20 protein-coding genes and 1 other RNA gene are annotated in these 25,141 nt (G+C 53.9%); 10 read left to right on the plus strand and 11 right to left on the minus strand.

The genetic code is table 11. The features are described from left to right. Positions 1–23: 23 nt before the first annotated feature. From LX66_RS24755 to LX66_RS24790, 8 genes are all read left to right on the plus strand, one after another. Positions 24–1,019, plus strand: coding sequence for a lysylphosphatidylglycerol synthase transmembrane domain-containing protein (locus LX66_RS24755; protein WP_145718509.1), 996 nt, complete (start codon positions 24–26; stop codon positions 1,017–1,019). 138 nt (positions 1,020–1,157) lie between these two features. After that, positions 1,158–3,308: a polyphosphate kinase 1 gene (gene ppk1, locus LX66_RS24760; protein WP_211366527.1), complete on the plus strand. Its 2,151-nt coding sequence runs from the start codon at positions 1,158–1,160 to the stop codon at positions 3,306–3,308. 53 nt (positions 3,309–3,361) lie between these two features. Further along, on the plus strand, positions 3,362–4,243 hold the full coding sequence (locus LX66_RS24765) for a Ppx/GppA phosphatase family protein (protein WP_145718511.1): 882 nt from the start codon (positions 3,362–3,364) through the stop codon (positions 4,241–4,243). Positions 4,244–4,271: 28 nt separating this feature from the next. After that, complete coding sequence (gene panB, locus LX66_RS24770; protein ID WP_145718513.1) at positions 4,272–5,087, plus strand: 3-methyl-2-oxobutanoate hydroxymethyltransferase; 816 nt, start codon at positions 4,272–4,274, stop codon at positions 5,085–5,087. A gap of 136 nt (positions 5,088–5,223) precedes the next feature. After that, positions 5,224–7,620, plus strand: coding sequence for an ABC transporter permease (locus LX66_RS24775; RefSeq protein ID WP_145718515.1), 2,397 nt, complete (start codon positions 5,224–5,226; stop codon positions 7,618–7,620). Positions 7,621–7,679: 59 nt separating this feature from the next. Beyond that, a complete protein-coding gene (locus LX66_RS24780; RefSeq protein WP_145718517.1) occupies positions 7,680–8,564 on the plus strand; it encodes a DUF1338 domain-containing protein in 885 nt (294 codons plus the stop codon). Positions 8,565–8,593: 29 nt separating this feature from the next. Then, positions 8,594–10,123, plus strand: a complete 1,530-nt coding sequence (amaB, locus tag LX66_RS24785; protein ID WP_145718519.1) for an L-piperidine-6-carboxylate dehydrogenase — start codon at positions 8,594–8,596, stop codon at positions 10,121–10,123. A 759-nt stretch (positions 10,124–10,882) separates the two neighbouring features. Continuing rightward, complete coding sequence (locus tag LX66_RS24790; protein ID WP_145718521.1) at positions 10,883–12,556, plus strand: S8 family peptidase; 1,674 nt, start codon at positions 10,883–10,885, stop codon at positions 12,554–12,556. Positions 12,557–12,656: 100 nt separating this feature from the next. On the opposite strand, the gene LX66_RS24795 is transcribed toward LX66_RS24790, so the two are convergent. From LX66_RS24795 to bioD, 11 genes are all read right to left on the minus strand, one after another. Beyond that, positions 12,657–13,076 carry a DUF4870 domain-containing protein gene (locus LX66_RS24795; RefSeq protein WP_145718523.1) on the minus strand — a complete coding sequence of 140 codons (420 nt, stop codon included), beginning with the start codon at positions 13,074–13,076 and terminating at the stop codon, positions 12,657–12,659. Positions 13,077–13,132: 56 nt separating this feature from the next. Beyond that, positions 13,133–13,505: RNase P RNA component class A (rnpB, locus tag LX66_RS24800), an RNA gene on the minus strand. Positions 13,506–13,527: 22 nt separating this feature from the next. Then, positions 13,528–14,553 carry a Smr/MutS family protein gene (locus tag LX66_RS24805; protein WP_145718525.1) on the minus strand — a complete coding sequence of 342 codons (1,026 nt, stop codon included), beginning with the start codon at positions 14,551–14,553 and terminating at the stop codon, positions 13,528–13,530. Between the two features lie 143 nt (positions 14,554–14,696). Then, complete coding sequence (locus tag LX66_RS24810) at positions 14,697–15,134, minus strand: DoxX family membrane protein (RefSeq protein WP_145718527.1); 438 nt, start codon at positions 15,132–15,134, stop codon at positions 14,697–14,699. A 131-nt stretch (positions 15,135–15,265) separates the two neighbouring features. Continuing rightward, entirely contained in the window at positions 15,266–16,900 is a 1,635-nt protein-coding gene (locus LX66_RS24815; protein WP_145718529.1) for an amino acid permease, read from the minus strand. A gap of 48 nt (positions 16,901–16,948) precedes the next feature. Further along, a complete protein-coding gene (locus LX66_RS24820; protein ID WP_145718531.1) occupies positions 16,949–17,920 on the minus strand; it encodes a polyprenyl synthetase family protein in 972 nt (323 codons plus the stop codon). A gap of 108 nt (positions 17,921–18,028) precedes the next feature. Next, entirely contained in the window at positions 18,029–18,412 is a 384-nt protein-coding gene (locus LX66_RS24825) for a four helix bundle protein (protein ID WP_145718533.1), read from the minus strand. A gap of 58 nt (positions 18,413–18,470) precedes the next feature. Continuing rightward, positions 18,471–20,501 carry a ribonuclease R gene (rnr, locus tag LX66_RS24830; RefSeq protein WP_145718535.1) on the minus strand — a complete coding sequence of 677 codons (2,031 nt, stop codon included), beginning with the start codon at positions 20,499–20,501 and terminating at the stop codon, positions 18,471–18,473. 25 nt (positions 20,502–20,526) lie between these two features. Continuing rightward, entirely contained in the window at positions 20,527–21,585 is a 1,059-nt protein-coding gene (gene lpxK / locus LX66_RS24835) for a tetraacyldisaccharide 4'-kinase (RefSeq protein WP_145718537.1), read from the minus strand. Between the two features lie 5 nt (positions 21,586–21,590). After that, entirely contained in the window at positions 21,591–22,172 is a 582-nt protein-coding gene (locus LX66_RS24840) for a 5-formyltetrahydrofolate cyclo-ligase (RefSeq protein WP_145718540.1), read from the minus strand. Then, a complete protein-coding gene (gene bioD / locus LX66_RS24845; RefSeq protein ID WP_145718543.1) occupies positions 22,162–22,797 on the minus strand; it encodes a dethiobiotin synthase in 636 nt (211 codons plus the stop codon). The genes LX66_RS24840 and bioD overlap by 11 nt, the downstream gene beginning before the upstream one ends. Positions 22,798–22,908: 111 nt before the next feature. On the opposite strand from bioD, the gene LX66_RS24850 reads away from it, so the two are divergent. Together LX66_RS24850 and LX66_RS24855 are read left to right on the plus strand one after the other, a co-directional pair. Then, positions 22,909–24,267 carry a pyridoxal-phosphate dependent enzyme gene (locus LX66_RS24850; protein ID WP_145718545.1) on the plus strand — a complete coding sequence of 453 codons (1,359 nt, stop codon included), beginning with the start codon at positions 22,909–22,911 and terminating at the stop codon, positions 24,265–24,267. A 46-nt stretch (positions 24,268–24,313) separates the two neighbouring features. Then, positions 24,314–25,117, plus strand: a complete 804-nt coding sequence (locus LX66_RS24855) for an ABC transporter substrate-binding protein (RefSeq protein WP_343898894.1) — start codon at positions 24,314–24,316, stop codon at positions 25,115–25,117. Positions 25,118–25,141: the final 24 nt, after the last annotated feature.

Below are 25,141 nucleotides of genomic sequence, written 5' to 3' on the forward strand. Positions count from 1 at the left end.
TTGGAATTTGGAATTTATACATTATGTCCAAAAAGCTCAAAAGCTTATTGCAGATCATTATTTTCCTGGGCATAGGCCTGCTGCTGATATGGCTGGTGACCAAAGACCTTACCGTACAGCAGAAGGAAGATATTAAGACTGCCTTTCGCAACGCCCACTACTGGCTGGTGCTGCCCGCCATGCTCATTGGCATTGCCAGCCACTGGGTAAGGGCGGTACGCTGGAAGCTGCTCATTAAACCTTTGGGATACGAGCCGCGCACGCTCAACACCTTCTTTGCCGTCATGGTAGGCTACCTGGTAAACCTGGGCGTGCCCCGCCTGGGCGAAGTAAGCCGCTGCGGCGTACTGGCGCGCTATGAAAAGATACCGGCTGACAAGCTGGTGGGCACCATGATCGCGGAAAGGGCGGTGGACCTGGTATGCCTCACGATCCTGATGATCGTAACGGTACTGGTGCAGATAGACGTAGTGGGCCAGTTCTTTAACACCCGCATCTGGCTCCCCCTGCAGCAGAAATTCGCCAATGCCGGCACCACGCAATTGTTTGTGCTGGCGGTGGCCCTGGCTATCGCCATCCTGCTGGTATACTTCCTCTTCAAACGTTTTGCCCGCTCCAAAGCGGCTATTACCGTACGCGCCCTGGCAAGGGGCGTGCTGGAAGGCATTCTTTCCATCGGTAAAATGGAACGCAAGGGCTGGTTCCTGTTCCATACCCTGCTCATCTGGGCCCTTTACTTTTCCATGCTGTACTGCGGCTTCTATACCCTGGATGAAACTTCCCACCTGGGCTTTAACGCCGCGCTGGCGGTGCTGGGCTTTGGCAGTATAGGCATGATCGTTACCCAGGGCGGTATCGGCGCCTACCAGATACTGGTGCAGCAAACCCTGGTGCTGTACGGCATTCACGCTACCACCGGTTACGCCTTTGGCTGGATATTATGGCTGGCGCAAACCCTGCTGGTAATGGTGCTGGGCTTCGTTTCCCTGGTGCTGCTCCCCGTGCTCAACCGTAAATAGCCGGGCCCTTTCATGCTTCATGATTCGCTTTCAGCGCCAAATACTGTAACTTTAAATTTAACATACGGGTTCATGGAAAATACGTATGTTAGGCCGTAATGTGAAACTCCAGGTTGCAAAAAACAGTATATGCGATTGATGAAGAAAAGTGAACCCGCCAATATCGTTGCCGTGGCAGATGTTATACCGGAAAAAAAAGTAAGCAAGAAGAAGGACCTTACCGTCAAAAAGAAAATGATCGCCAGGGATGTAAGCTGGCTGTCATTCAATGCCCGGGTGCTGCAGGAAGCGGCAGATCTCAGTGTGCCTTTGCGGGAAAGGATCCGCTTCCTGGGTATTTTCTCCAACAATCTCGATGAATTTTTCCGGGTACGGGTGGCCACCCTGAAAAGGATGCTGTCCTTCGGGCGCTCCGCCAAGGTGCACCTGGAAGAAAACCCGGGCCAGATACTGGACGACATACAGCAGATCAGCATACAGCAGCAGCGCGAGTTTGACCGCATCTGGAAAGGCATAGAAGAAGAGCTGCGCAACGAAAAGATATTTATCCGGACGGAAAAGCAGTTGAACAGGGACCAGCAGAAATTCGTGCTCAACTATTTCGATGAGGAAGTGCGCACCAATATCATCCCCCTGATGATAGAGAGCATCCAGCACTTCCCCTACCTGCGCGACAAATCCATTTACCTCGCCGTAGTGCTGGCCCGCCAGGATAATTCCGTGCGGCAGAAATTTGCCCTGATAGAGATCCCTACTGCCATCCTGCCCCGCTTTATCATCCTGCCGTCCAAAGAAGGCGAGCACGATATCATCCTGCTGGAGGACGTGATCCGTTTCTGCCTGCCGCATATCTTCTCCTATTTTGGCTATGACAAGTTCACGGCCCACATTATAAAAGTGACCCGCGATGCGGAGCTGGATATAGACAACGATATTTCCACCAGCCTGATCCATCAACTGGAAAAAGGCCTCAAAGCCCGGCGCAAGGGCAAGCCGGTGCGTTTTGTGTATGACAAGGACATTGATCCCCTGCTGCTGGAATACCTGATGCGCCGCCTGGGCCTGTCCGGCAAGGACAACCTGATACCCGGCGCCCGCATCCACAACTTCAAGGATTTTATGGAGTTCCCGGAATCCGTGTTCTCCGGCCGCCAGCAGCACCACCGCAAAACCTTCATTCATCCGCTGTTCATGAACGCGCCCAGCGTAATGCACGTGATGCAGCAGCAGGATGTAATGCTGCATTTCCCCTATCATTCCTTTGACACCATCATAGACCTGCTGCGCGAAGCCGCCATTGATCCCAATGTGACCAGCATCAAGATCACGGCCTACCGCCTGGCCCGCAATTCCAAGATCATCAATGCCCTCGTGAATGCCGTGCGCAACGGCAAGCAGGTGACCGTAGCCCTGGAGCTGCGCGCCCGCTTTAACGAAGCCGACAACCTGGAATGGAAGACCCGCCTGGAAGATGAAGGCGTAAAAGTGCTGATCGGCATTCCTGCCATGAAAGTGCATGCCAAGCTCTGCGTGATCAAGAAACGGATCGGTAATAAAACGGTGCAGTGCGGCTTTGTAAGCACCGGCAACCTCAATGAAAAGACCGCCCGCGTATACGGCGATCACTGCCTGCTGACGGCCAACCGCAGCATTATGGCGGATATTAACCGTATTTTCAATTACCTGGAGCACCCGCGGCACGACCAGAAATTCCTGGAAGCCTGCACTACCCTGCCGGTAAGCCCGTACAACATGCGCAGCTTCTTCCTCCGGATGATAGACCGCGAGATCAAGAACGCCCGGCATAAAAAGCCGGCCGGCATGATCATTAAGATGAACTCCCTCTCCGACCCGGAAATGGTGGCCAGGCTATACGAAGCCGCCCGGGAAGGCGTAGACATCAAAATGGTGATCCGGGGCATCTGCTGCGCCTATACGGAAAACAAGAAATGGAAAAAGGATATGACGGCGGTCAGCATCGTAGACGAATACCTGGAACATGCCCGCGTGTTCATATTCCATAACGGCGGGCAGGAAAAAGTGTTCATCGCCTCCTGCGACTGGATGCTGCGCAACCTGGACCACCGCGTGGAAGCTGCCGTGCCCATCCTGGACCCCTCCATTAAACAGGAGCTGAATGACATTATGCAGATCCAGCTCAGCGGCAACGTAAAGGCCCGCATCCTGGACAACGAGCAGAAAAATGAATACAAACGCGACAATTCCGGTAAAAGGATACGCTCCCAGATAGAGATATACCGGTACCTGCACGAGAAAAAGTACGAGTAATGATGTGTGGATGCGCCCCTGCACATTCCCACATTATTAATTATCTTGCATGAATGAAACTGGCTGCTATCGATATTGGTTCCAACGCGGCGAGGCTGCTCATATCAGAAGCCTCTCCCAAGAGCAACGGGGTGATGGACTTTACGAAGGTGAACCTGGTGCGCGTGCCCCTGCGTTTGGGCTTTGACGTATTCAGCACCGGCACTATCTCGGACAGGAAAGTGCAGGACCTGCTGAACACGATAAAGGCCTACCAACTGCTGCTGGAAGTGTACAATGTGAAGTACCTGAAAGCCTGCGCCACCTCCGCCATGCGCGATGCCAGCAATGCTCCCGACATACTGAAGCAGGTAAGGCAGCAAACCGGCATCGATATCCAGGTGATCTCCGGCGAGGAAGAAGCCTCCTTCATATTCGAGAACCATATTGCCGAACATATGGACGCCACCCGCTCCTACCTGTATATTGACGTGGGCGGCGGCAGCACGGAGCTGACCTTCTTCAGCCGAAACCGGCTCATCTTCAAAACCTCTTTCAACATCGGCACCATACGCCTGCTGCAGCAGCAGGTAACAGAAACTCACTGGCAGCAGATGAAAGACAGCCTCAAGCAACTGCTCAAAGGCTACGGCGCCATTACGGCCATCGGCTCCGGCGGCAACATCAACAAGGTATTCTCCCTTTCCAAGCGCAAGGAAGGCAAGCCCCTTTCCCTGGACATGCTGAAGGACTACTACAAGGAGTTCAGCAGCTTTACCGTAGAGGAAAGGATACACGCCTACAACCTGCGGGAAGACCGCGCAGACGTGATCGTACCGGCATTGCAGATATATGTGAACGTAATGCGCTGGGCAGACGCGGAGGAGATATACGTGCCTAAGATAGGACTGGCCGACGGGTTGATACAGGCCCTCTACGCGGAGATCAGCGTTTAAAAGTAAAAAAGAAAAAATTAATTTTTCAATGTCTATACATAAGGAAGTAAAGCGCGTTACCACCCACGTACTGCAAAAGATGAAGGAAGATGGGGAAAAGATATCCATGCTCACGGCCTATGATTTCTCCATGGCGCGCATCTTTGACGATGCCGGTATGGATGTGATCCTGGTGGGCGACTCCGCCTCCAATGTAATGGCCGGCCATGAAACCACCCTGCCCATTACCCTGGACCAGATGATTTACCATGCTTCCTCCGTGGTAAGGGCCATCAGGCGCAGCTTCGTGGTGGTAGACCTGCCTTTCGGCTCTTACCAGGGCAATTCAAAGGAAGCCCTGAGCTCCGCCATCCGTATTATGAAAGAGACCGGCGCGCACGGGATCAAGATTGAAGGCGGGGAAGAGATCATAGAATCCGTTAAACGCATTATCTCCTCCGGGGTGCCCGTAATGGGCCACCTGGGCCTTACCCCCCAGTCCATCTACAAGTTTGGCACCTATGCCGTGCGGGCCACGGAAGAAGCCGAGGCGCAAAAACTGCTGAAAGACGCCCTGCTGCTGCAGGAAGCCGGCTGCTTCGCCATTGTGCTGGAAAAGATACCTGCCCTGCTGGGCAAGCAGGTGGCGGAAAGCCTGCACATTCCCACCATTGGCATTGGCGCGGGCAAATACGTGGACGGGCAGGTGCTGGTCATGCACGACATGCTGGGCATCAACAAGGAGTTCAAACCCAGGTTCCTGCGCCGCTACCTGAACCTGTACGAAGATATTTACAACGCCACCCGGCAGTATATTAACGATGTAAAAGGGCAGGATTTCCCGAACGAGAACGAGCAGTATTGATATCCGGTTTCGTACAGTTCCGCGTCCGTTTTCGCACACTTTCCTGCGCCTTCCTGTTTCCACTCCCTTATGCACAAAGGCTTTGCCTAACTGGCATACCCCTTGTACCTGTTGCCGGGTGTAAAATATCGCTCCTATGTTTGGCAACTATTTCAAGATCGCTTTCAGGAACCTGCGGCGGAACAAAATATACTCCCTGATCAATATCGCGGGGCTGGGGCTGGGGCTGGCCTGCGCTATGCTCATTATCCTGTACGTGAAGGATGAAGTAAGCTTTGACCGCTTCCACAAAAATGGAAACAACATTTACCGCATTGTATCTAAAGTCGACGAGGAAGGCCACCGGCGGCAGAACTCCAACACCGGCTACCTGCAAGGCCCCAGGTTTGCGCAGCATGTATCCGGCATCCGGGATTTTGTACGTATAGAGAGCAGCACCGTAAATATAAAAACCGGGGCGGATGTCAGCACGCAGGACGCCCTGCGCGTTGATCACAGCTTCTTTTCCATGTTCAGCTTCCCACTGCTGGGCGGCAATGCGCAAACCTGCCTGCGCGAACCGCATACCGTTGTCCTGTCCGAAGACGCCGCCCGCAAACAGTTCGGCACTACCGACGCGGTAGGAAAAGTGCTGATGATAAAGGAAGACAGCACCTTTGCCCCCTTCCGGGTGACTGCCGTGACCAAAAGGTGCCCGCAGAATTCCTCCATCCAGTTTGAAATGCTCCTGCCTTTCAGCGCCTCTGATGAAGCCATGAGCACTAATGAGAACTGGTACAGCTATTTCCTGAACACCTTTGTAACGCTGGAGCCGGGGCAGGACCCGCTGCGGGTAGGAGAACAGATGCAGCGCTTTTACCTGGCAGACGCCAGGGAGGCCTTTAACATACTGGTGGAAAGGTACGGCGACCATGGCGCTTCCATGGGCACTTATTTCCTGCAACCGTTCGCGGACATGCATACCAATACCGCCCTGCCCGCAACGAATGGCCTCTCCCATGCAAGCAACCCTGTCTATTCTTATATACTTTCAGCCATTGCATTATTCGTACTGCTGATTGCCTGCATCAACTTTGTGAACCTTACCGTAGCCCGGTCCGTAAAACGGGCAAAGGAAATAGGCATCCGCAAAGTGGTAGGCAGCGACCGGCGGCAACTGGTGCTCCAGTTCCTGGGAGAGTCTTTCCTGCTTTGCTTTATCGCCTTTAGCCTCGCCTTGCTGATCGTGCAGCTCATCCTGCCTTCATTCAACACCCTGGCCAACAAAGCCCTCTCCCTCTCCTACCTGCTGGATGCCAGGCTGATAGGCGGCTACATACTGCTGTTCCTGTTCACCGGCTTCCTGGCCGGCAGCTACCCGGCCCTGGTCCTGTCCGGGTACCGGCCCGTGGAGACCCTGTATCACCGGTTCAATATAGCCGGGAAGAACTACCTGCAGCAATCGCTGGTGGTGCTGCAATTTGCGCTGGCGTCCTTCCTGATCATCGCCACCTTCATTATCTATGCGCAATTCAACTACCTTACCCGGACCGACCTGGGGTATGACGACCGCAACATGGTGGCGGTGAACAAGTATGATATACAGCACCCGGAAGCCGCCGCTTTCCGGGCGGAATTGCTTAAAAATCCCGGCATCCGGAGCGTTGCGGTAAAAGACGGCGGCTACTCCTTCACCGGCGCCCGCCTGGCCAACGACTCCGCCATCAGCTTCAACTATGTGACCATCGACGAAGCCTTTTTTCCAACCTTCAGGATCCCGGTGGTGCAGGGCAGGAATTTTTCCGCCGCCTACCCTTCCGATGCCGCCCATTCCGTGCTGGTCAACGAGGCCTTTGTAAAGCAGGCCGGCTGGAAGCAGCCCCTGGGGCAGATCGTGAACTTCTTTTATAACAATAACGAAATATACCGCGTGGTGGGCGTAGTGAAAGACTATCATTATGCCTCCCTGACCCAAAAGATCGGGCCGCAGCTATTTACCATGAAGGAGTCCAACCCTTACGGCACCTTCTATATAAAAATAAAGCCCGGTACAGAGGCCGCCACCCTGCAATATATACAGCGGACCTTCCGGCAGTTCTTTCCCTTGAGCCCCTACTCCTATGTGTTTAAAGATGAAGCCAACCGGCAAAGCTATGCCGCGGAAGCAAAATGGAAGCAGATACTGCTGTTAAGCGCGGTGCTCACTATATTCATCTCCTGCATCGGCCTGTTCGGGTTATCCGTGCTGGCCACGGAAAGGCGCACCAAGGAGATCGGCATCCGGAAGGTGCTGGGCGCATCGGTGAACAGCGTAGTGGCTATTCTTTCAAAAGATTTCCTGAAGCTGGTGGCCATCGCGCTGGTGCTGGCCGTACCGCTGGCCTGGATGGCGGCCGGGAAATGGCTGGAAAATTACCCCTACCGTATTACGCCGGGCTGGCAGCTATTTGCCATTGCCGGGGTGCTGGTCATTGCCGTTGCGCTGGCCACGATCAGCTTCCAGACCCTGCGGGCAGCCCTGGCCAATCCCGCCAAAAGTTTGAGGACCGAGTAGGCAAAACGCAACCGGTAAGTGAAAAAACCTTTACATTTAGCATTTAAATTACCAAAACAATGCTTACCGATGTGCTTAACGGCCTCATGCAACGCTACATGGAGCGGGTGCCGGATGTAAAGGCCATTATACAGACCATGATAAAGGAGGGCATTATACAGCAGCCCGGCGACGTGGAGAACGATCATATTGCCTTCCGTACCATGGGCGTGCCGCAACTGGGCATTCAATCGCTGGAAAAGATATTCCTGCATTACGGCTACACGAAAAAGGATGCCTATTTTTTCCCGGAAAAGAAACTGGACGCGTTCTGGTATGCGCCGCCATCTCCCGGGTTCCCGCGCATCTTCATCAGCGAGCTGCGCGTGCCCGACCTGAGCCCGCAGGCACAGGCGCTGATCTCCGGCTATACGAACGAGGTAAAGACCGATCCCGTGGACGCCCTGGACCTGGACGACGCAACAGCGGTAGACCACTTCCTGCACAGCGGGCTGTGGCGGCTGCCCACCCTGGAAGACTACCAGGCGCTGGCTGCGGAAAGCGAGTACGCCGCCTGGGTGATCTACAACCGTTATTACCTGAACCACTTCACCATCAGCGTACATAACCTGCCGCCGGGATACAACACCATAGCGGACTTCAACGCTTTCCTGGAGCGCAACGGCTTTACCCTGAACACTGCCGGCGGCAAAATAAAGACCAGCCCGGACGGGGGCCTGCTGCAAAGCGCTACCGTGGCCAACATGATCACCGCCACTTTTGCCAGTAACCAAACCCATCGCATTGCCGGCTCCTACGTGGAGTTTGCGGAGAGAAAGCCATTGCCGCAGTTTGCCCACCTGCCGGCAGACCAGTTGCGCCGCGAGCACCGCCGCGACGGCTTTGAAGCCGGTAACGCAGACAAGATATTTGAAAGCACCTATAGTTCACAGACAGGGAAATAGCTAAGCGCTAAATCATTAACTTGCACGCCATGATAAAAGATATTCTTCAGCAATTCAACATATCAGGAACCCACAGCGGGGTAAGCACCGGCGCCCACTGGCTGCCCGGTACAGGACCGGTACTCAGCTCTTCTTCCCCGGTAGACGGGCAGCATATTGCAGACGTACAAAGCGCCGGGCGGGCGGAATTTGATGCCGTAGCAGCCGCCGCCGGCCAGGCATTTAAGGAATGGCGGCAATGGCCCGCTCCCAAACGCGGAGAAGTAGTGCGGCAGATAGGAGAAGCCCTGCGCAGGCACAAGACCGCGCTGGGCAAACTGGTGTCCTATGAAATGGGGAAAAGCCTGCAGGAAGGTTATGGAGAGGTACAGGAAATGATCGATATCTGCGATTTTGCCGTAGGCCTTTCCCGGCAACTGTACGGGCTCACCATGCACTCCGAAAGGCCCGGTCACCGCATGTATGAGCAGTGGCACCCGCTGGGCATTACCGGCATTATCTCCGCCTTTAACTTCCCTGTAGCCGTATGGAGCTGGAACGCTATGCTGGCGTGGGTTTGCGGCGACGTATGTATCTGGAAGCCTTCGGAAAAAACGCCGGTCACCGCCCTGGTGTGCCAGTACATTGTGCAGCAGGTATTTGCCGCCAACCATGTGCCGGAGGGAGTTTGCTGCCTGCTGGCCGGCGGCCGTGAAGCAGGCGAATGGATAGCGCAGGATACCCGTATCCCGCTGGTGTCCGCCACCGGCTCTTCCCGTATGGGCAAGGCCGTAGGCAGCGCAGTAGGCGCCAGGCTGGGCAGGTCGCTGCTGGAGCTGGGCGGCAATAACGCCATTATTATTTCCGCGGAGGCCGACCTGGACATGGCCCTGATCGGCTGCGTTTTTGGCGCCGTAGGCACCGCCGGGCAGCGCTGCACCTCCACCCGCCGCCTGATCATAGCGGAAAACGTGTTTGAAGCATTTACACAAAAGCTGGTGAACGCCTACCAGCAACTACGTATAGGCAACCCGTTAGACGAGCGCAACCACGTAGGTCCGCTGATAGACAAAGATGCCGTACAGATGTACCTGCAGGCCCTGGACCAGGTGAAGGCGCAGGGCGGCCGTTTCCTGGTGGAAGGCGGCGTGCTCGATGGCCCGGGCTTTGAGTCCGGCTGCTACGTAAGGCCCTGTATTGCCGAAGTGCAGAACCATTACGACATTGTACAGCATGAGACCTTTGCGCCGATCCTCTACGTGATCCGGTACAAGACCCTGGAAGAGGCCATCGCCCTGCAGAATGACGTGCCGCAGGGACTGTCCTCCGCCATCATGACGCTGAACCTGCGGGAAGCGGAAGCCTTCCTGTCCGCAGCCGGTTCTGACTGCGGCATTGCCAACGTGAATATCGGTACTTCCGGTGCGGAAATAGGCGGTGCTTTTGGCGGGGAAAAGGACACCGGCGGCGGCCGGGAAAGCGGCTCCGATGCCTGGAAAAACTACATGCGCCGGCAGACCAACACCATCAATTATTCTACCAGCCTGCCGCTGGCCCAGGGGATCGAATTCGGGCTCTAAAAAAGTAAAAAAGAAAAAGTAAAAAACTGACGGCCTACTTTCAATGCAACCGAATGCAATTGCATGAAAAGGACCGTCACCTTTCCCTGTTCTCATTCGTCAATATTCAAAAAAAAGGCGTATCAAGGTAAGTTTCCGCAATAATCCAGCCGGGTGTTGCGTTTTATCTACAAAACAAACCGTTAATTTGGAATAAAAAATAAGCGAGGTTAGAGAACCTCGCTTTTTCGTTAAACGGAAACCATGCTTATGAGAAAAACATTTGAGAAGCCGAAGATGGCTTTCAAACATTCTTCCAGCGATAAATATTATACTTTTTTTTGAAAATTCATATTCTACTTTTGTGCTATAATCACCTTTTTATCACCAGCCTTCCCGCCCTGTACACTTCACATTTAATATGAAACAGGGCAAACCGATCTCCTCTCCTTCTTACTAACTGGTTATCAATTCATTTACAGGTTCTGCTAACAATCAACTCCAGGCTGGAAATAGTCGTCGCCGGCAAGAAACCTGTCAATAGTTGCTGCAATCCGGGAGCAGTGTTGCAAGACATCTGTCAATGATCAGCTTTTTTATGCGCTCGTCAGATAATTGTCTTGTCATAATATCATTTTACATATCTTTAACCAATTGTGGTATTTAACTTGCTCTAAGTAGCACGTTTATTACCAATATTTATTTTTAATGTTTTAGACCTGCGAACCTCCGCATCCGGTAAATGCAAGGTTCCATTTTGACCAATAAAAGACAACTTACATGAATTTACGCAGAGCAGCAACTGTCCTGTTAGGTAGCATTGTGCTGATGACGGCATCTTCCGGCGCTTCCGGCCAGGGCAAATCCGCTCCCAGGAACTGGCACTTACTCAGCTATGAAAAGGATAGTGTGTATGGGATCAGTGCGGACAAGGCTTACCAGGAGCTGTTAAAGGGCAGGAAAAGCACGCCCGTAATAGTAGCCGTGATCGATTCCGGCATAGATACCACCCACGAAGACCTGCGCCCGGTGCTTTGGACCAACCCCAAAGAGATCCCGGGCAATAACATTGACGACGACGGCAACGGTTATGTGGACGATGTACATGGCTGGAACTTCATCGGTGGTAAAGACGGCAGAAGCATCAAGGAAGATACCGATGAGGCTACCCGCGAGTATTACCGCTATAAGCACATCTATGGCAATCCTGACTCCACGCTGGACCCCACCTCCCGGGAGTATGCCTACTGGAAAAAACTGGTAGCCAAAGTGGTACAACCTGTCAGCCAGTATAAAATGTCATATAAAACCATGACAAAGCTGCAGGAGAACCTGAAAAAATGCGCTTTCATCCTCACTACTTACCTGGGCCAGGAAGATTTTAACATCAGCAAGCTGGACAGCGTGGAAACGCCTGACCAGGAAGTGATGGTGGCCAGGAACTTCATGACCCGGCTGCTGCAGAGCACCGGCGAGGAAAACCTGTCCTACTCCGAGTTCAAATCCGAGTTCGAGGAATACCTGGACGACCTGAAGAAAAAAGCGGAAAGAATGGACGAGCCCCCGACGGATCTCCGTAAAGAGATCGTAGGCGATGATATCAACGATATTAACGACCGCTACTACGGCAATAATGACGTAATGGGACAGTTCGCCTTTCACGGTACGCACGTATCCGGCATTATCGGGGCGGTGAGGAATAATGGCGTAGGTATTGACGGTATTGCGGACGATGTGCGCATCATGGCCGTAAAGGTAGTACCGGACGGCGACGAGCGCGACAAGGACGTGGCGCTGGGCATCCGGTACGCGGTGGACAATGGCGCCCGTATCATCAACATGAGCTTTGGCAAGGGCTTCAGCCCCAACAAGGTATGGGTGGATGACGCGATCAAATATGCCGAATCCAAAGGCGTGCTGCTGGTACATGCGGCCGGCAACGACGCCAGCGATAACGATGAAGTGGACAATTTCCCGACTCCGCACCTGGATGACCATACCCGGGCCAGCAATTTCATTACGGTAGGCGCAAACGGCGCGGGCGGCCCCGCTGGCTTCAAGGTGGCCAACTTCTCCAACTTTGGCAGAAGGGAAGTGGACCTGTTTGCCCCTGGCGTGCAGATCTACTCTACCGTGCCCGGCGGCAACAAGTACGGCAGCGCCAGCGGTACCAGCATGGCGGCCCCGGTGGTAAGCGGTGTAGCGGCGCTGGTGCTTTCCTACTACCCGGACCTGACCCCCCAGCAATTAAAAACGATATTGGAAAAGAGCGCCACTCCCCTCCGGGACAGCCTGGTGAACAAACCCGGTACGGATGAGCAGGTGCCTTTTTACCAACTGTCTGTTACCGGCGGTATTGTAAACGCCTATAATGCCCTGAAAATGGCGGACAGCATCAGTACGCATGGAAAGCGGAAGAGCAAGCCCCGGATGCAACCGGTGAAGAAAGGATAATAATGTGCAGATATGCAAATGTGCGGATGTGCAGATGAATTAAAGCGAATGTTATCGCTGCATTCTCATTTGCACATCCGCACATTTGCATATTCGCACATTACTTCACGATCCTCCAACTGAACGGGTAGCGGTAAGCCACGCCGTTGCTGGCGCGTACGGCCGCTATCACGGAGAACACGACATTCAGCACCCACACAATGCCGTAGGCGCTCACTGAGGAGAAAGTGAACACATCAAAATGGTCGAAGTCAAAATCATCCCGCCATATTCTCCGAAATGCCCAGAAACCATGACGGATGCTAAACAGCAGGCCAATGGCCAGGTTCACAAAGCTGAGGGTGATCTGGAAATTGAGGGCCTCCTTACCCTGGTTGTCGATAAAAGCGGAGTCATTGCGCTTGATCAGCCACATTACCAGCGCGCCGATGATGTTGCCTACAAAAGACAGGATGACCATGCCGATGATGCCGCCTAAATGCACCAGGGCGCCCCAGGTTTTTTCTTCTTTCTGTTCCATAGTATAAGTATAATAGCGGTTTAGTCTGGTTGCGGACGGGTATGGAAATAATAACAAAAAACTACAAACCTGTAAGCCGGATTCTGTTCCCGCCCGGGGGCGGGCTGCTATCATTTATCTGCGACGGCGCTCGCACGCCGCCTGTATCTGCCTACCCTCGGTCATCGGGCGAGCAGCCCTCAAACGACCGTATACATGGCATTTCAGCACGCAAGGTTTACCCTCCCGGCGTGTTACCACACCGCGACGTGGGCCCTTACCCCACATTTTCACCCTTACCTGCCCGGGGGCCGGCGGTTATTTTCTGTGGCACTTTCTGTCTGCGCGGGCCTTGCACCCGCACATCCCACCCGTTAGGTGGTGCGTTGCTCTATGCTGTCCGGACTTTCCTTCCTGGCACGGGGCCAAGACGATAGCACGGTTTGTAGTTTCAGGTTATTAAGATGCAAAGTTACGCATATTTAAAAAATATCTCCGTAGCGCCGTACCCGTATTTGGGATGATAGTCGTTTGCAAAGCGCTCCACTTCCGGGGTCTGCCGGAGTATATGATGGATCTCATCGCGGAGCTTGCCTTTTCCCAGGCCGTGGATCACGATCATGCCATGCTGGTGGTGCGAGATGGCCAGGTCCAGATAACGCTGAAACTCATTCAGTTGTATGGCCAGGATGGCAATATTGCTTAAGCTTTTCCAGTCCTCCTCCAGTTGCTCAATGTGCAGGTCCAGTTCGTATTTGGGCTGCAGCGGCGTATCCGGCGCGATGTGTATGTTGGCGTACGGGGAAGATAGCTTACCGATGTCGTCCGGGTCAAAGCCGTAATGCGTGGGCGCTTCCCTGGCGGGATATTTTTCAAACAGCGGAAAGCTCAGCATGGCGTCCCGCCGCACGCGCATATCATTCAGTTGCCGGAACAGGTGCTTCGGCTTTATCTTCCAGGTCTTGCGGAAAGAAGGTGCCAGCGCCGGGTCCGGGTCTTTCAGGTAGAAGGTGAATTCAAAACGGGGATTATCGTTCAGGGACTCAAACAACAGGTCCGCCAGGTAAAAGTGGTTGAAAGGCAGCAGCTCGTTTTTGATCTCCAGGTCCAGTTGGTGCCGCAGCCATATCTGGAAATGAAAGCCGTAGGCGCGGTTCGTTTCATTCAGCAGGTGGAATTTCAACAGTTGCACCTGCTCCTCGAAGCCGTCAAACTGGTACACGGGCAGCATGGAGAGGAACATGCCCTTGTCCATCCGTATCACTTCCTGCTTTTTCTCTTTGGGCAGCTCTTCACCGGGCAGATTGCGGGGAGCGGCAGGCGGGGCCTTTTTCTCTGTAAAACGGTAAAAATAGGGAAAATCGATCTGGTCCAGGTACACGGGAAAAGTAACATCCGCTACTTCCACCATCACCATTTCATGATTAACGATGTCTACAACTGTGCCCTCTTCCCTGGAATGCAGCAGTATTATTTTATCTCCGATTTCATATTTCATAACAGCATGCTCTCCACTGACAACCTGGCTATACGAGGTTTTAAGACCTGACAGGTTTCGGAAACCTGTCAGGTCTGTTTAAAAACTCAAAACTAAAGTCTAAAATCGTAAATCTGAAATCGGATTGTCCCACCCCCGATGCATCAGTTCGGATGCCTGCGCATGTACGCGTCTATGGAAAAGGGGCCGCTGCCTTCCACCAGGAAAAGGATCAGCAGAAACAGGACAAGGATAGAAAGGCCAAGCTGCGGGTATACTTCGAACAGTCCCGTGGAGGAACGTACGAAGAAAACAGCACCCAATAAAACCGGTATGTTTGCAATTACAGCCACTCTCGTTAATAATCCAAGCGTTATAAGAAGGCCGCCCGCCAGGTGGGCAAATACGATAAAATGCCCAAGCCAGAAGGATGCTGCCGTCAGAAACGGGCTCTCATTGATAAGGGCGGTGAGGGCATCCCTGTTTTGTATGAACATTACGCCCATCCAGAACAGGAAGATCCCGAGGCAGATGCGTACCGCATCCAGCCAGCGGGGATGGTGCCGGTCGCCCCATACTTCAATTCGCTGTAGCAGGTTCATAACATTAGGTTTTAAGATCAAAGAGCTAATGTAATTTACGAAAAAAAGCCTAAAGCTGAAAGCTGAACGCATAAAGCTATTGCCGCGGATAAATTCGCTACGGGCAGCCTTTTGCTTTATGCTTTAAGCTTTCAGTTTGCTGCGTTCAGCTTGCTGTTACGGTAGCTGTAGCCGAAATAGATCACCAGCCCGGTCAGCAGCCATACGGCAAACACGATCCAGTTCTTCAGCCCCATTTCGGTCATCAGGTAAAAGCAGCTCAGCAGCCCCAGTACGGGTATCAGCGATAACTTGCGCAGGAAGGACAGCACCGTGATCACGATCACCACGATGGTAAAGAAAAAGAAGGGAATGTTATGCTTCCACACCTCCCAGCCACCGGCAAAGGACAGCTTCTCCCCCAGCGGGGCGCGGAACAGGAAAATGCCCAGCACCACCAGCGCAGGCACGATCCATTGCCCGTTAATGTAAGGCAGCCGGAAACGGCTGGTATTGCCGTTATTCTCCTCCCGGGGCAGCAGCAGTACGCCGCCGCATACCAGTATAAAGGCAAACAGGGTGCCGATACTGGTCAGGTCGGTAACGATGGTCAGGTTCAGGAACAGGGCGGGCACGCCTACCAGTATGCCGGTAACAATGGTGGCAAAGGAAGGTGTTTTAAAGCGGGGATGGATCCGGCTGAAGCGCCCGGGCAGCAGGCCATCGCGGCTCATGCTCATCCAGATGCGCGGCTGCCCGATCTGGAACACCAGCAATACGCTGGTAGTGGCAATGACGGCGCTGATGGAAATGATGTAGCTGATCCAGCGCAGGTTCACGGCATCAAACACAAAAGCCAGCGGGTCCGCCACCTTCAGATCGGTAAAGGGCACCATACCCGTCAGCACCAGCGCTATCAGCACGTACAATACCGTACAGATGATGAGGGAGTAGAACATGCCCCGGGGCAGGTCCCGCTGCGGGTTGGTGCATTCCTCCGCCGTGGTGCTCACGGCATCGAAACCGATGTAGGCAAAGAAAACGGCGGATACGCCCCGCAGCACACCGGAAAACCCGTTGGGCAGAAAGGGGTTCCAGTTGTCCGTATTTACATAGAAAGCGCCCAGCACGATCACGAAGATGATGATCAGTATCTTGAAGGCCACCATGGCGTTGGCGCTGCGCTTGCTTTCCTGTATGCCCACGTAGGCCAGCCAGGTAATGAACACCACCACCAGGAAGGCGGGCAGGTTCAGGATTACGGGCAGGCCCGCAATATGCGGGGCGGCGGCCAGTGTTTCCGGCGATGCGTTGTCGTAATTGCTGGTGAGCCAGCCGGGCAGCCCCATGCCGATACCGGCCAGCAGATTATTAAAATAGCCGCTCCAGGAGATGGCTACGGCTATATTTCCAATGGCATATTCCAGTATCAGGGACCAGCCTATGATCCAGGCGGTCAGTTCACCAAATGTCACATACGAGTACGTGTAGGCGCTGCCGGATACCGGTACCCGGGACGCAAACTCCGCATAGCAAAGCGCTGAAAATCCGCAGGTAATGGCCGTGATCACAAACAGGATGGATACGCCAGGGCCGCCGTGGAAAGATGCCTCCCCTATGGTGGAAAAAATGCCGGCGCCTATCACCGCTGCAATACCCATGGCCGTAAGGTCTTTTACCTTCAGCACCCTGTGCAGCGTTCCTGTTCCATGACCGTCGGTAGCTCCTTCCCTGGCATCTTTCAGTATAGTGGATATTGATTTCCTGCGGAATAGCGATTTAGACAAAGCAAGTTCTATTTTGGTGAATGTGCGAATATAAGGATTTATGCCCCATCATTGCTGCCGGCTCAGCAAAAATTCGGCCAGCTCCATCAGCGGGCGTTTGCGGGCGGAAAACACGGCAATGCTCTCCAGGTTGTCAAACGCCAGTTGCTGGAAACGCTCCTTTTCTTTCGCCGCCCAGGCATCCACCTTACAGTCGCGGAACAGTTGCAGCATGTCCGCCACCTTGCTCTCGCTGTTGGAGTCCAGCAGCTCCTGCAGGCGGGTCCGCTGGGCAGGATTGCACATTTCCAGCGCCTTCAGCAGCAGGAAGGTTTTTTTGTTGGCCAGGATATCGCCACCCTGCTGCTTGCCGAATTTTTCCGGGTCGCCAAAGGCGTCCAGGTAATCGTCCTGTATCTGGAAAGCGATGCCGATGTTACGGCCAAAATTATAGAGGTAGGCCTGGTTGCCTTCGCTGCCGCCGCCGATGATAGCCCCCAGTTGCAGGGAAGCGGCCAGGAGCACGGAGGTTTTCAGCGCTATCATGTTCACATAGTCGTCGTATTGCACCTGCGCCGGGTCCATGGCTTCCAGGTCCATGTCCAGTTGCTGGCCCTCGCATACCTGTATGGCAGCGCGGTTGAACACGGTGATGATCTTTTGCTTGTAGCGGGACTGTACCTTGTTCAGGTGCTCGTATACGTACACCAGCATCACATCGCCGGCCAGTATGGCCGCCGGGTCGCCGTACAGGGTGTGCACGGTGGGATGATTCCTGCGCAGGGGCGCTTTGTCCATGATATCGTCATGCACCAGGGTAAAGTTATGGAACAGCTCTACGGCAAATCCTACCTGCCAGGCATCCGGGTGTATCTCGTCAAACAGCTCATTGCCCATCAGCGACAGCACAGGGCGTATACGCTTGCCGCCTATTTTCAGGATATGGGAAGCGGCATTGTACAAGGAAGCCGGGTGTTGCGGAAACTGCTGCTGATCAAACTGTTTAACAAATTGAGCGATCAGTTCTTGAAAAGAGTGCATGGTTTATGTATGAAGAATGATGTATGAAGTAAGATGTATGATGATTGATGCTTACTGGATGAATGAAAGATGATGTTTGATGCATGAAAAGTGTAGGTTTTCATGAGATTAATTCATTTTGTTTAATTTATAATTCACCCATTTTTCATGTAGAACGTGCAATTTGGCACCTAAAATCTCATAATTTTCATATAACTTTCCATGAATATCCTCATTAATATAACCGCTGTCTTTACTGAATAACAGCCATGATCTGGTTTCTTCTACAGATCCAATGGCGTCTATCAAATGCCGTTTAAAGTTATTCTCAAAAATCCGTTTCCCCCAGCCTTCCGCAATATTTGCGGCAATGGACCTGGAAGAGCGCCTGATCTGATCTGTTAAGCTGTACTTTTCCTCTTTCGGAAAATCAATTGTCATCTTGAATATCTGCATTGCCAATAAATGAGCCAGTTTATAAACTTCCAGATCGTTAAACGATTTAATAGCCATGCTTCCGTTTTAGATAATAACTTAAATATTACCCCTAAAGTCAGCATATCTATACTTCCTACTTCTTACTTCTTACTTCCTTCTTCCTACTCCTGCTTCCTGCCTTCCTGGTTCCTACGTCCTTCTTCTTACTTCTTACTTCCAATTCCTCCGCCAGGTCATAGTCCAGTTGCCGTTTGGCCAGGTTGGCGGCCAGCACGCGGATCGTCACCTTGTCGCCTATACGGAATTTCCGGCCGGTGCGCAGGCCTATCAGCGCATACTCTCCTTCATCGTGCCTGAACTCATCCTTGCTCAGGAGGTTGTGGATGCTTACCAGCCCTTCGCACTTGGTGGCTACGGTTTCTACCCAGAAGCCGAAATGGGCCACGCCGCTCACCACGCCTTCAAAGGTTTCCCCGATGTACTGCTGCATGTATTCCACCTGCTTGTACTTGTTGGCCGCCCGTTCCGCTTCCATGGCCTTACGCTCCATTTCAGAGCTGTGCTTGCACTTCTTTTCCATGTGCTTGTCCGGCTTGATCTCGTTCTCCAGGCACTGCGCCAGCACGCGGTGCACCATCACATCCGGGTAGCGGCGTATGGGCGAGGTAAAGTGGCAGTAATGCTCAAAGCCCAGCCCGTAGTGGCCAATGTTATCGGTGGTATACACCGCTTTGGCCATGGTGCGTATGCCGATGGTCTCCAGCACGTGCTGCTCCGGTTTGCCTTTGGCCAGTTGCAGCATTTTGTTGAAAGAGCGGGCAATGGTGTCCGGGTTCTCCAGGTCAAACTTGTGGCCGAATTTGCGGGCGAATACAGAAAATACTTTCAGCTTTTCATCGTCCGGCGTGTCGTGCACGCGGTAAGGGAAAGGCACAGGGTGTTTATGCACTTTTATTTTAGCTACGTATTCCGCTACCGTGCGGTTGGCCAGCAGCATCAATTCCTCTATCAACTGGTGCGCTTCCTTGCTTTCCTTGATCACGATACCAACCGGTTTGCCTTCTTCGTTCAATTGAAAACGCACCTCCTGGGAGGAGAAGTTGATGGCGCCTTCATCAAAGCGCTCTTTGCGCAGGGTTTGCGCTATTTTGTTCAGCAGCAGTACTTCCTTGTCATACGGCCCCTCTCCCGTTTCAATAATGTCCTGCACTTCCTCGTAGGTAAAGCGGTGCTTGGAGTGGATCACGGTGCGGCCCAGCCAGTGGTCCTTCACCTCGCCTTTCTCGTTCATCTTGAACACGGCGGAGAAAGTGAGCTTGTCCTCGTGCGGCCGCAGGGAGCACAGCTCATTGGATATTTTTTCGGGCAGCATGGGCAGCACCCGGTCCGGCAGGTACACGGAGGTGGCCCTTTTATCGGCTTCCTTGTCCAGCGGGGTATCCGGCAGCACATAGTGGCTCACGTCTGCAATATGCACTCCTATTTCATAATTGCCGCCCCGCAGTTTGCGGATGGAGATGGCGTCGTCAAAATCCTTGGCGTCGGCGGGGTCAATGGTAAATGTCAGGTACTTGCGGAAATCTTTTCTTTTACGCACTTCCTTGGTGGTGATCTTTTCCTTTATCTCCGCCAGCTCTGCCGTCACTTCATCCGGGAAGTTGAGCGGGAACCCGCTTTCCACCAGTATCTCCTTCATGGCCAGGTCGTTGGTATTGCTGGCGTCCAGTATTTCCACGATCTCCCCAACGGGTTTGCGGGTTTTCTCGCCCCAGGCCACGATGCGCACCACGGCCTTGTCGCCGGTTTTGGCATCTCCTACGGAATTGGCGGGGATATAGATATCGGGCACAAACGCCCCCTTTTCAGGCACCAGGAAGGCAAAGCCCTTGTTCACCTCCAGGGTGCCGGTAAATTCCGTCTTCCTCCGTTTAAGGATGTCCGTTACCACGCCTTCCATGCGGGCCGTGCCTTTGGCGGGCCTTATCACATCTACCAGCACTTCATCCCCGTCCAGCGCGGTATTGAGGTTCTTTTGCTTTACCAGGATGTCTTTTGTGAGGCCTTCCACGATGACAAATGCCATTCCAGAACGTGTCACTTCCACCAGTCCACGGAAAGCCTGTTTCTGGCTACTGCTTTTTTTTGATCTTTTCTTTTTAGTCATCTCTATGTCCCATTAAGTTCTGATATTACGTGCCCGCCCCCTCTATATAATCAAAAATATAATTATTAAATGAAATCCCTTCCCCAAAGAGAAAAGATATTTCCACCGGTATCACGGCCATGTTTAAACCCAGGGCCTGCAAACGGGGTTGCAGCAGGTGCAGGCGCACCGCGTCCTTTTCGGTGGTGACCACCAGCTTTTCCGTGCCAGGCAGGTCTTTCAGCTCCCGCCTGATCTTTTCCAGGTCCGGCTGGCTGTAATAATAGTGATCCGGAAAGGGCAGCAGGAACACTTCCTTATACTGCTCCTTCAAATGCTGTACCAGGGGTGCGGGCCGGGCAATACCACATACCAGCAGCACGGTAGCTTCCGGCGACACGCTAACCGGCTCATGGGACAGCATATCATACAACTGGCCGTACCGGAGGGTGGTAAAGAACAGGTGCTGGTGAGGCAGTGGCGCTATTTCCCGCTGCAGCGCCTGTTTGTCCGCCACCGGCAGGTTCTCCGGGCATTTGGACACGATGATCACATCGGCCCGCTCATAGCCTTTGCGCCCTTCGCGCAGGCGGCCAAAAGGCACCACGTGGTCGCGGGTAAAGGGGCGGTTGTATTCCGTAATCAGGATGTTGCAACCCGGTTTGATGGAGCGGTGCTGAAAAGCATCATCCAGCAGCACGGCGCGGGTATCCGGCTTTTCGCCCAGCAACTGGGGAATGGCCAGCATGCGCTCTTCGCCCACGCATACGGTGATCTCCGGGAACTTCCGGTGAAACTGCATGGGCTCATCGCCCAACTGGGCCGCGGTGCTTTGTTCGCCCGCCAGCAGGAACCCGCGGGTTTTGCGGTTATAGCCCCGGCTCAGGGTGGCAATGGGATAATGATCCTTCAGCAGGCGGATGAGATACTCCACGTGCGGCGTTTTACCGGTACCGCCTACGGAGAGGTTGCCCACGGCAATGGTAGGCACGTCAAAGCTCACGGCGGTCAGGGTGCCGGCATCGTATAAGCGGTTCCGTACCCACATAACCAGGCCATACAACAGGGAAAAGGGATATAGTAAAAATTTCAGGTATTGCAGCACGTTCGTTATTTTTTATCAAAATGAAAGATGGTATCGGGGGTAACCACCGTATCCAGCGGCACATCGTGGTCGTCGGTATCGATGATCACGTTGACGGGCTCAAACAGGGAGAGACCGACGGTGCGCACATCAGGCCGGCACTGCTGCAGGAAGCGGTCGTACATGCCTTTGCCGTAGCCCACGCGGTGCCCGGCCCTGTCAAAAGCCAGCATGGGCACCAGCACCAGGTCCAGCGCTTCCGGCGCTATCCGCATGCCGCCAGCCGGCTCCGGTATGCCGTAGCGGCTGTTCACCAGCGGGGTATGCTCCTCCCACAGGAAATGCTCCATTTCCCCGGTGGACAGCAGGGCCCTGGGCAGCACCCATTGCAGGTGGGGATAGGTTTGCCGCAGCCAGCGGATAATGGGCCAGGTGTTCACTTCCTTCTTTTCCGTGATGGGCAGGAAGGTATGCACCCGGTGCACGCCGCTGTAATCCAGTTGCCGGCAGTTCTCCAGCAGGCGGCTGTTGAGGGCCGCCGCTGTACCGGCATCCAGGTTCAGGCGCCGTTCCAGGAATTGTTTTCGTATGTCCTTTTTAGTGAGCACCTGTTATTGTCAGCTTTCCGGCCTGTTCCTTTACAAAGGCCCGGTCTACCCGCGCAGCCTGGGGAATGCGGCCCAGCCTGGGGTAGCCGCTCCACTGCACCACTTCGTCCTCGTTGGTATGATAATCTCCGCTGAAGATCCAGCCCAGTACGGGAATACCGCTTTGCTGCAGCACCCGCGCCGTAAGCAGGGAATGATTGATGCTGCCCAGGTAGTTCTGCGCCACGATGATCACCTGCGCCTGCAGCCGGGCTACCAGGTCCAGGGTAAACACGTCCTCGTTCAGGGGCACCATCAAACCGCCGGCGCCCTCTGCCACCAGCCAGCGATCCGCCGGCTGCACGATCTCCGCCTGCTGCAGTACCCGTTCCACGTCTATGCGGGTTTGTTCCAGCCTGGCCGCCAGGTGGGGAGAGGCCGGCTCCCGCAGGCAATATACTTCTTTATGGCATACGGATACCGGGTTGCTCAGCAGGGAGCGCACCGTTTCCGTGTCCGTACCTTCCTCCAGCCCTGTTTGCACGGGTTTCCAGTAATCCGCCTGCAGCGCCTCCGTTACGCAGGCCGCGGTCAGGGTTTTTCCCACGCCGGTGCCTATACCGGTAATAAATATCCTTTTATACATCACGCGGCAAAGATAGCAGTTCCTTCCAAATACATACTCCTCTCAATATCAACCCTTTGGCGGCCTCCCGATTTTTTATCTTAATTTAGCCGCTGCTAACACAATAACCGTATGAAGTTCTGCAACAATATTCTCGAAACGATCGGCAACACCCCTTTAGTAAAACTGAACCGCGTTACTGCCGCCCTGCCCTGCCCCGTAATGGCCAAGGTGGAATTCTTTAACCCCGGCAACTCCATTAAGGACCGCATGGCCATCAAGATGGTGGAAGTGGCCGAACAGCAGGGGCTGCTGAAACCCGGCGGCACCATCATAGAAGGCACTTCCGGCAATACCGGCATGGGCCTGGCGCTCGCGGCCGTTATAAAAGGCTACAAATGCATTTTTACTACTACAGATAAACAGTCCAAGGAAAAAATGGACATCCTGAAAGCAGTAGGCGCAGAAGTGATCGTATGCCCCACCAATGTAGAGCCCGAAGACCCTCGCTCCTACTACTCCGTGGCCAGGCGCCTGGCAAAGGAGATACCCAACTCCTTTTATGTAAACCAGTATGACAACCTGGCCAACCGGGATGCGCACTATGAACAGACCGGCCCGGAGATCTGGGAGCAAACGGATGGTAAGATCACCCACCTGGTGGTGGCTACCGGCACCGGCGGCACCGTAACCGGCACCGGTAAATTCCTGAAGGAAAAGAACCCGGGTATACAGGTATGGGCCATTGACAGCTACGGCTCCCTGCTGAAAAAATACCATGAGACCGGTGAGCTGGATATGTCGGAAGTATATCCCTACATTACTGAAGGCATCGGCGAGGATTTTGTGCCGCAGAACTACGATATGAGCGTGATAGACCATTTTGAGAAGGTAACCGACAAGGACGGCGCTATCATGGCCCGCCGCATTGCCAAAGAAGAAGGCATCTTTGTAGGTTACTCCGCCGGATCGGCCATTGCAGGATTGCTGCAGCTTAAAGACAAGCTGAAGCCTACGGACCTGGTAGTAGTGGTGTTCCACGATCATGGCAGCCGCTACGTAGGCAAGGTGTACAATGACCAGTGGATGATGGAACGCGGCTTCCTGGATGTAAAGACCGTAAAGGATGTGGTAAATACCCGCCGCAACCTGCCGCTGGTGACCATCACCGCGGAAGAGAAGGTAAGCGACGCCATTGCCAAAATGAAAAAATTTGAGATCGAGCATATCCCCGTGCTGCACAACAGCGAGATCGTGGGCGCGGTATCTGAAGGCGGCCTGTTCAGCAGGCTGATAGATGACGCCAACCTGAAAGACGCCCAGGTGAGGCAGGTAATGCAGCCCGCTTTTCCGCAGGTGAGCATGGATACGCCCATAGAAAAGCTTTCCGTATACATCAACAAGGAAAATGGCGCCGTGCTGGCCGCAGACGAGAGCGGCAGCTACCACATTGTTACCAAGTACGATATCATCCAGGCGCTGGGAGCCTGAGTAATTAAGCATGAATAATTAATAATTAATAATATTTGTAAGGCAGGTGTTCCGATTGAATTCAGCGCGACCGCAACGCATTATCTCCCTGGTGCCTTCGCAAACCGAGCTGCTGCACCACCTGGGGCTGGAGGCGGAAGTGGTGGGCATCACCAAATTCTGCGTGCACCCCGATCACTGGTTCCGCAGCAAAACCCGCATAGGCGGCACCAAAAGCCTGCACCTGGACAAGATCCGCAGCCTGCAGCCCCAACTGATCCTGGCCAATAAGGAAGAGAACCAGCGGGAGCAGGTAGAAGTCCTCATGCAGGAATTTCCCGTGTGGACCAGCGACATTCACACCCTGGAAGACGCGCTGGATATGATCCGCCAGGTAGGCGGGCTTACTGGCCGGGCCGCTGCGGCGGCACAGTTAAGCAGGGAGATACAGGCCCGGTTCGCAACACTGCGCGACAGCCTGCCGGACGAGGGCTCCTCCTGGCACGCTGCCTACTTTATCTGGCGCAAGCCCTGGATGGTGGCCGGCGGTGACACCTTCATCCATTCCATGCTGGCAGCCTGCGGCCTGCAGAATAGCTTTGCCGGCACGCCCCGCTACCCCGAAATATCCCTGTCCCAACTACCGGAATGCTTTGATGGCGTACCGGCCGGCCGGCAACTGGTATTGCTGTCGTCCGAGCCCTACCCTTTTAAAGAACAGCATATCGCGGAGATCACCGCGGCGCTCCCCCATGCCCGCGTGCTGCTGGTTGATGGGGAAATGTTCTCCTGGTACGGCAGCCGCCTGCTGGAGGCCCCTGCTTATTTCCGGCAGTTATTACAGGCAATAAAACAGAAAATCGATATATAAGGCAGGCCGGCTTCGGTACTTTCC

Source organism: Chitinophaga japonensis (assembly GCF_007830125.1).
GTDB lineage: Bacteria > Bacteroidota > Bacteroidia > Chitinophagales > Chitinophagaceae > Chitinophaga > Chitinophaga japonensis.

What these genes read in the sequence shown, in the direction of transcription:
- LX66_RS24755 (WP_145718509.1), top strand. Translation starts at nt 24, where the DNA reads ATGTCCAAAAAGCTCAAAAGCTTATTGCAGATCATTATTTTCCTGGGC.
- ppk1 (WP_211366527.1), top strand. Translation starts at nt 1,158, where the DNA reads ATGAAGAAAAGTGAACCCGCCAATATCGTTGCCGTGGCAGATGTTATA.
- LX66_RS24765 (WP_145718511.1), top strand. Translation starts at nt 3,362, where the DNA reads ATGAAACTGGCTGCTATCGATATTGGTTCCAACGCGGCGAGGCTGCTC.
- panB (WP_145718513.1), top strand. Translation starts at nt 4,272, where the DNA reads ATGTCTATACATAAGGAAGTAAAGCGCGTTACCACCCACGTACTGCAA.
- LX66_RS24775 (WP_145718515.1), top strand. Translation starts at nt 5,224, where the DNA reads ATGTTTGGCAACTATTTCAAGATCGCTTTCAGGAACCTGCGGCGGAAC.
- LX66_RS24780 (WP_145718517.1), top strand. Translation starts at nt 7,680, where the DNA reads ATGCTTACCGATGTGCTTAACGGCCTCATGCAACGCTACATGGAGCGG.
- amaB (WP_145718519.1), top strand. Translation starts at nt 8,594, where the DNA reads ATGATAAAAGATATTCTTCAGCAATTCAACATATCAGGAACCCACAGC.
- LX66_RS24790 (WP_145718521.1), top strand. Translation starts at nt 10,883, where the DNA reads ATGAATTTACGCAGAGCAGCAACTGTCCTGTTAGGTAGCATTGTGCTG.
- LX66_RS24795 (WP_145718523.1), bottom strand. Translation starts at nt 13,076, where the DNA reads ATGGAACAGAAAGAAGAAAAAACCTGGGGCGCCCTGGTGCATTTAGGC.
- LX66_RS24805 (WP_145718525.1), bottom strand. Translation starts at nt 14,553, where the DNA reads ATGAAATATGAAATCGGAGATAAAATAATACTGCTGCATTCCAGGGAA.
- LX66_RS24810 (WP_145718527.1), bottom strand. Translation starts at nt 15,134, where the DNA reads ATGAACCTGCTACAGCGAATTGAAGTATGGGGCGACCGGCACCATCCC.
- LX66_RS24820 (WP_145718531.1), bottom strand. Translation starts at nt 17,920, where the DNA reads ATGCACTCTTTTCAAGAACTGATCGCTCAATTTGTTAAACAGTTTGAT.
- LX66_RS24825 (WP_145718533.1), bottom strand. Translation starts at nt 18,412, where the DNA reads ATGGCTATTAAATCGTTTAACGATCTGGAAGTTTATAAACTGGCTCAT.
- rnr (WP_145718535.1), bottom strand. Translation starts at nt 20,501, where the DNA reads ATGACTAAAAAGAAAAGATCAAAAAAAAGCAGTAGCCAGAAACAGGCT.
- bioD (WP_145718543.1), bottom strand. Translation starts at nt 22,797, where the DNA reads ATGTATAAAAGGATATTTATTACCGGTATAGGCACCGGCGTGGGAAAA.
- LX66_RS24850 (WP_145718545.1), top strand. Translation starts at nt 22,909, where the DNA reads ATGAAGTTCTGCAACAATATTCTCGAAACGATCGGCAACACCCCTTTA.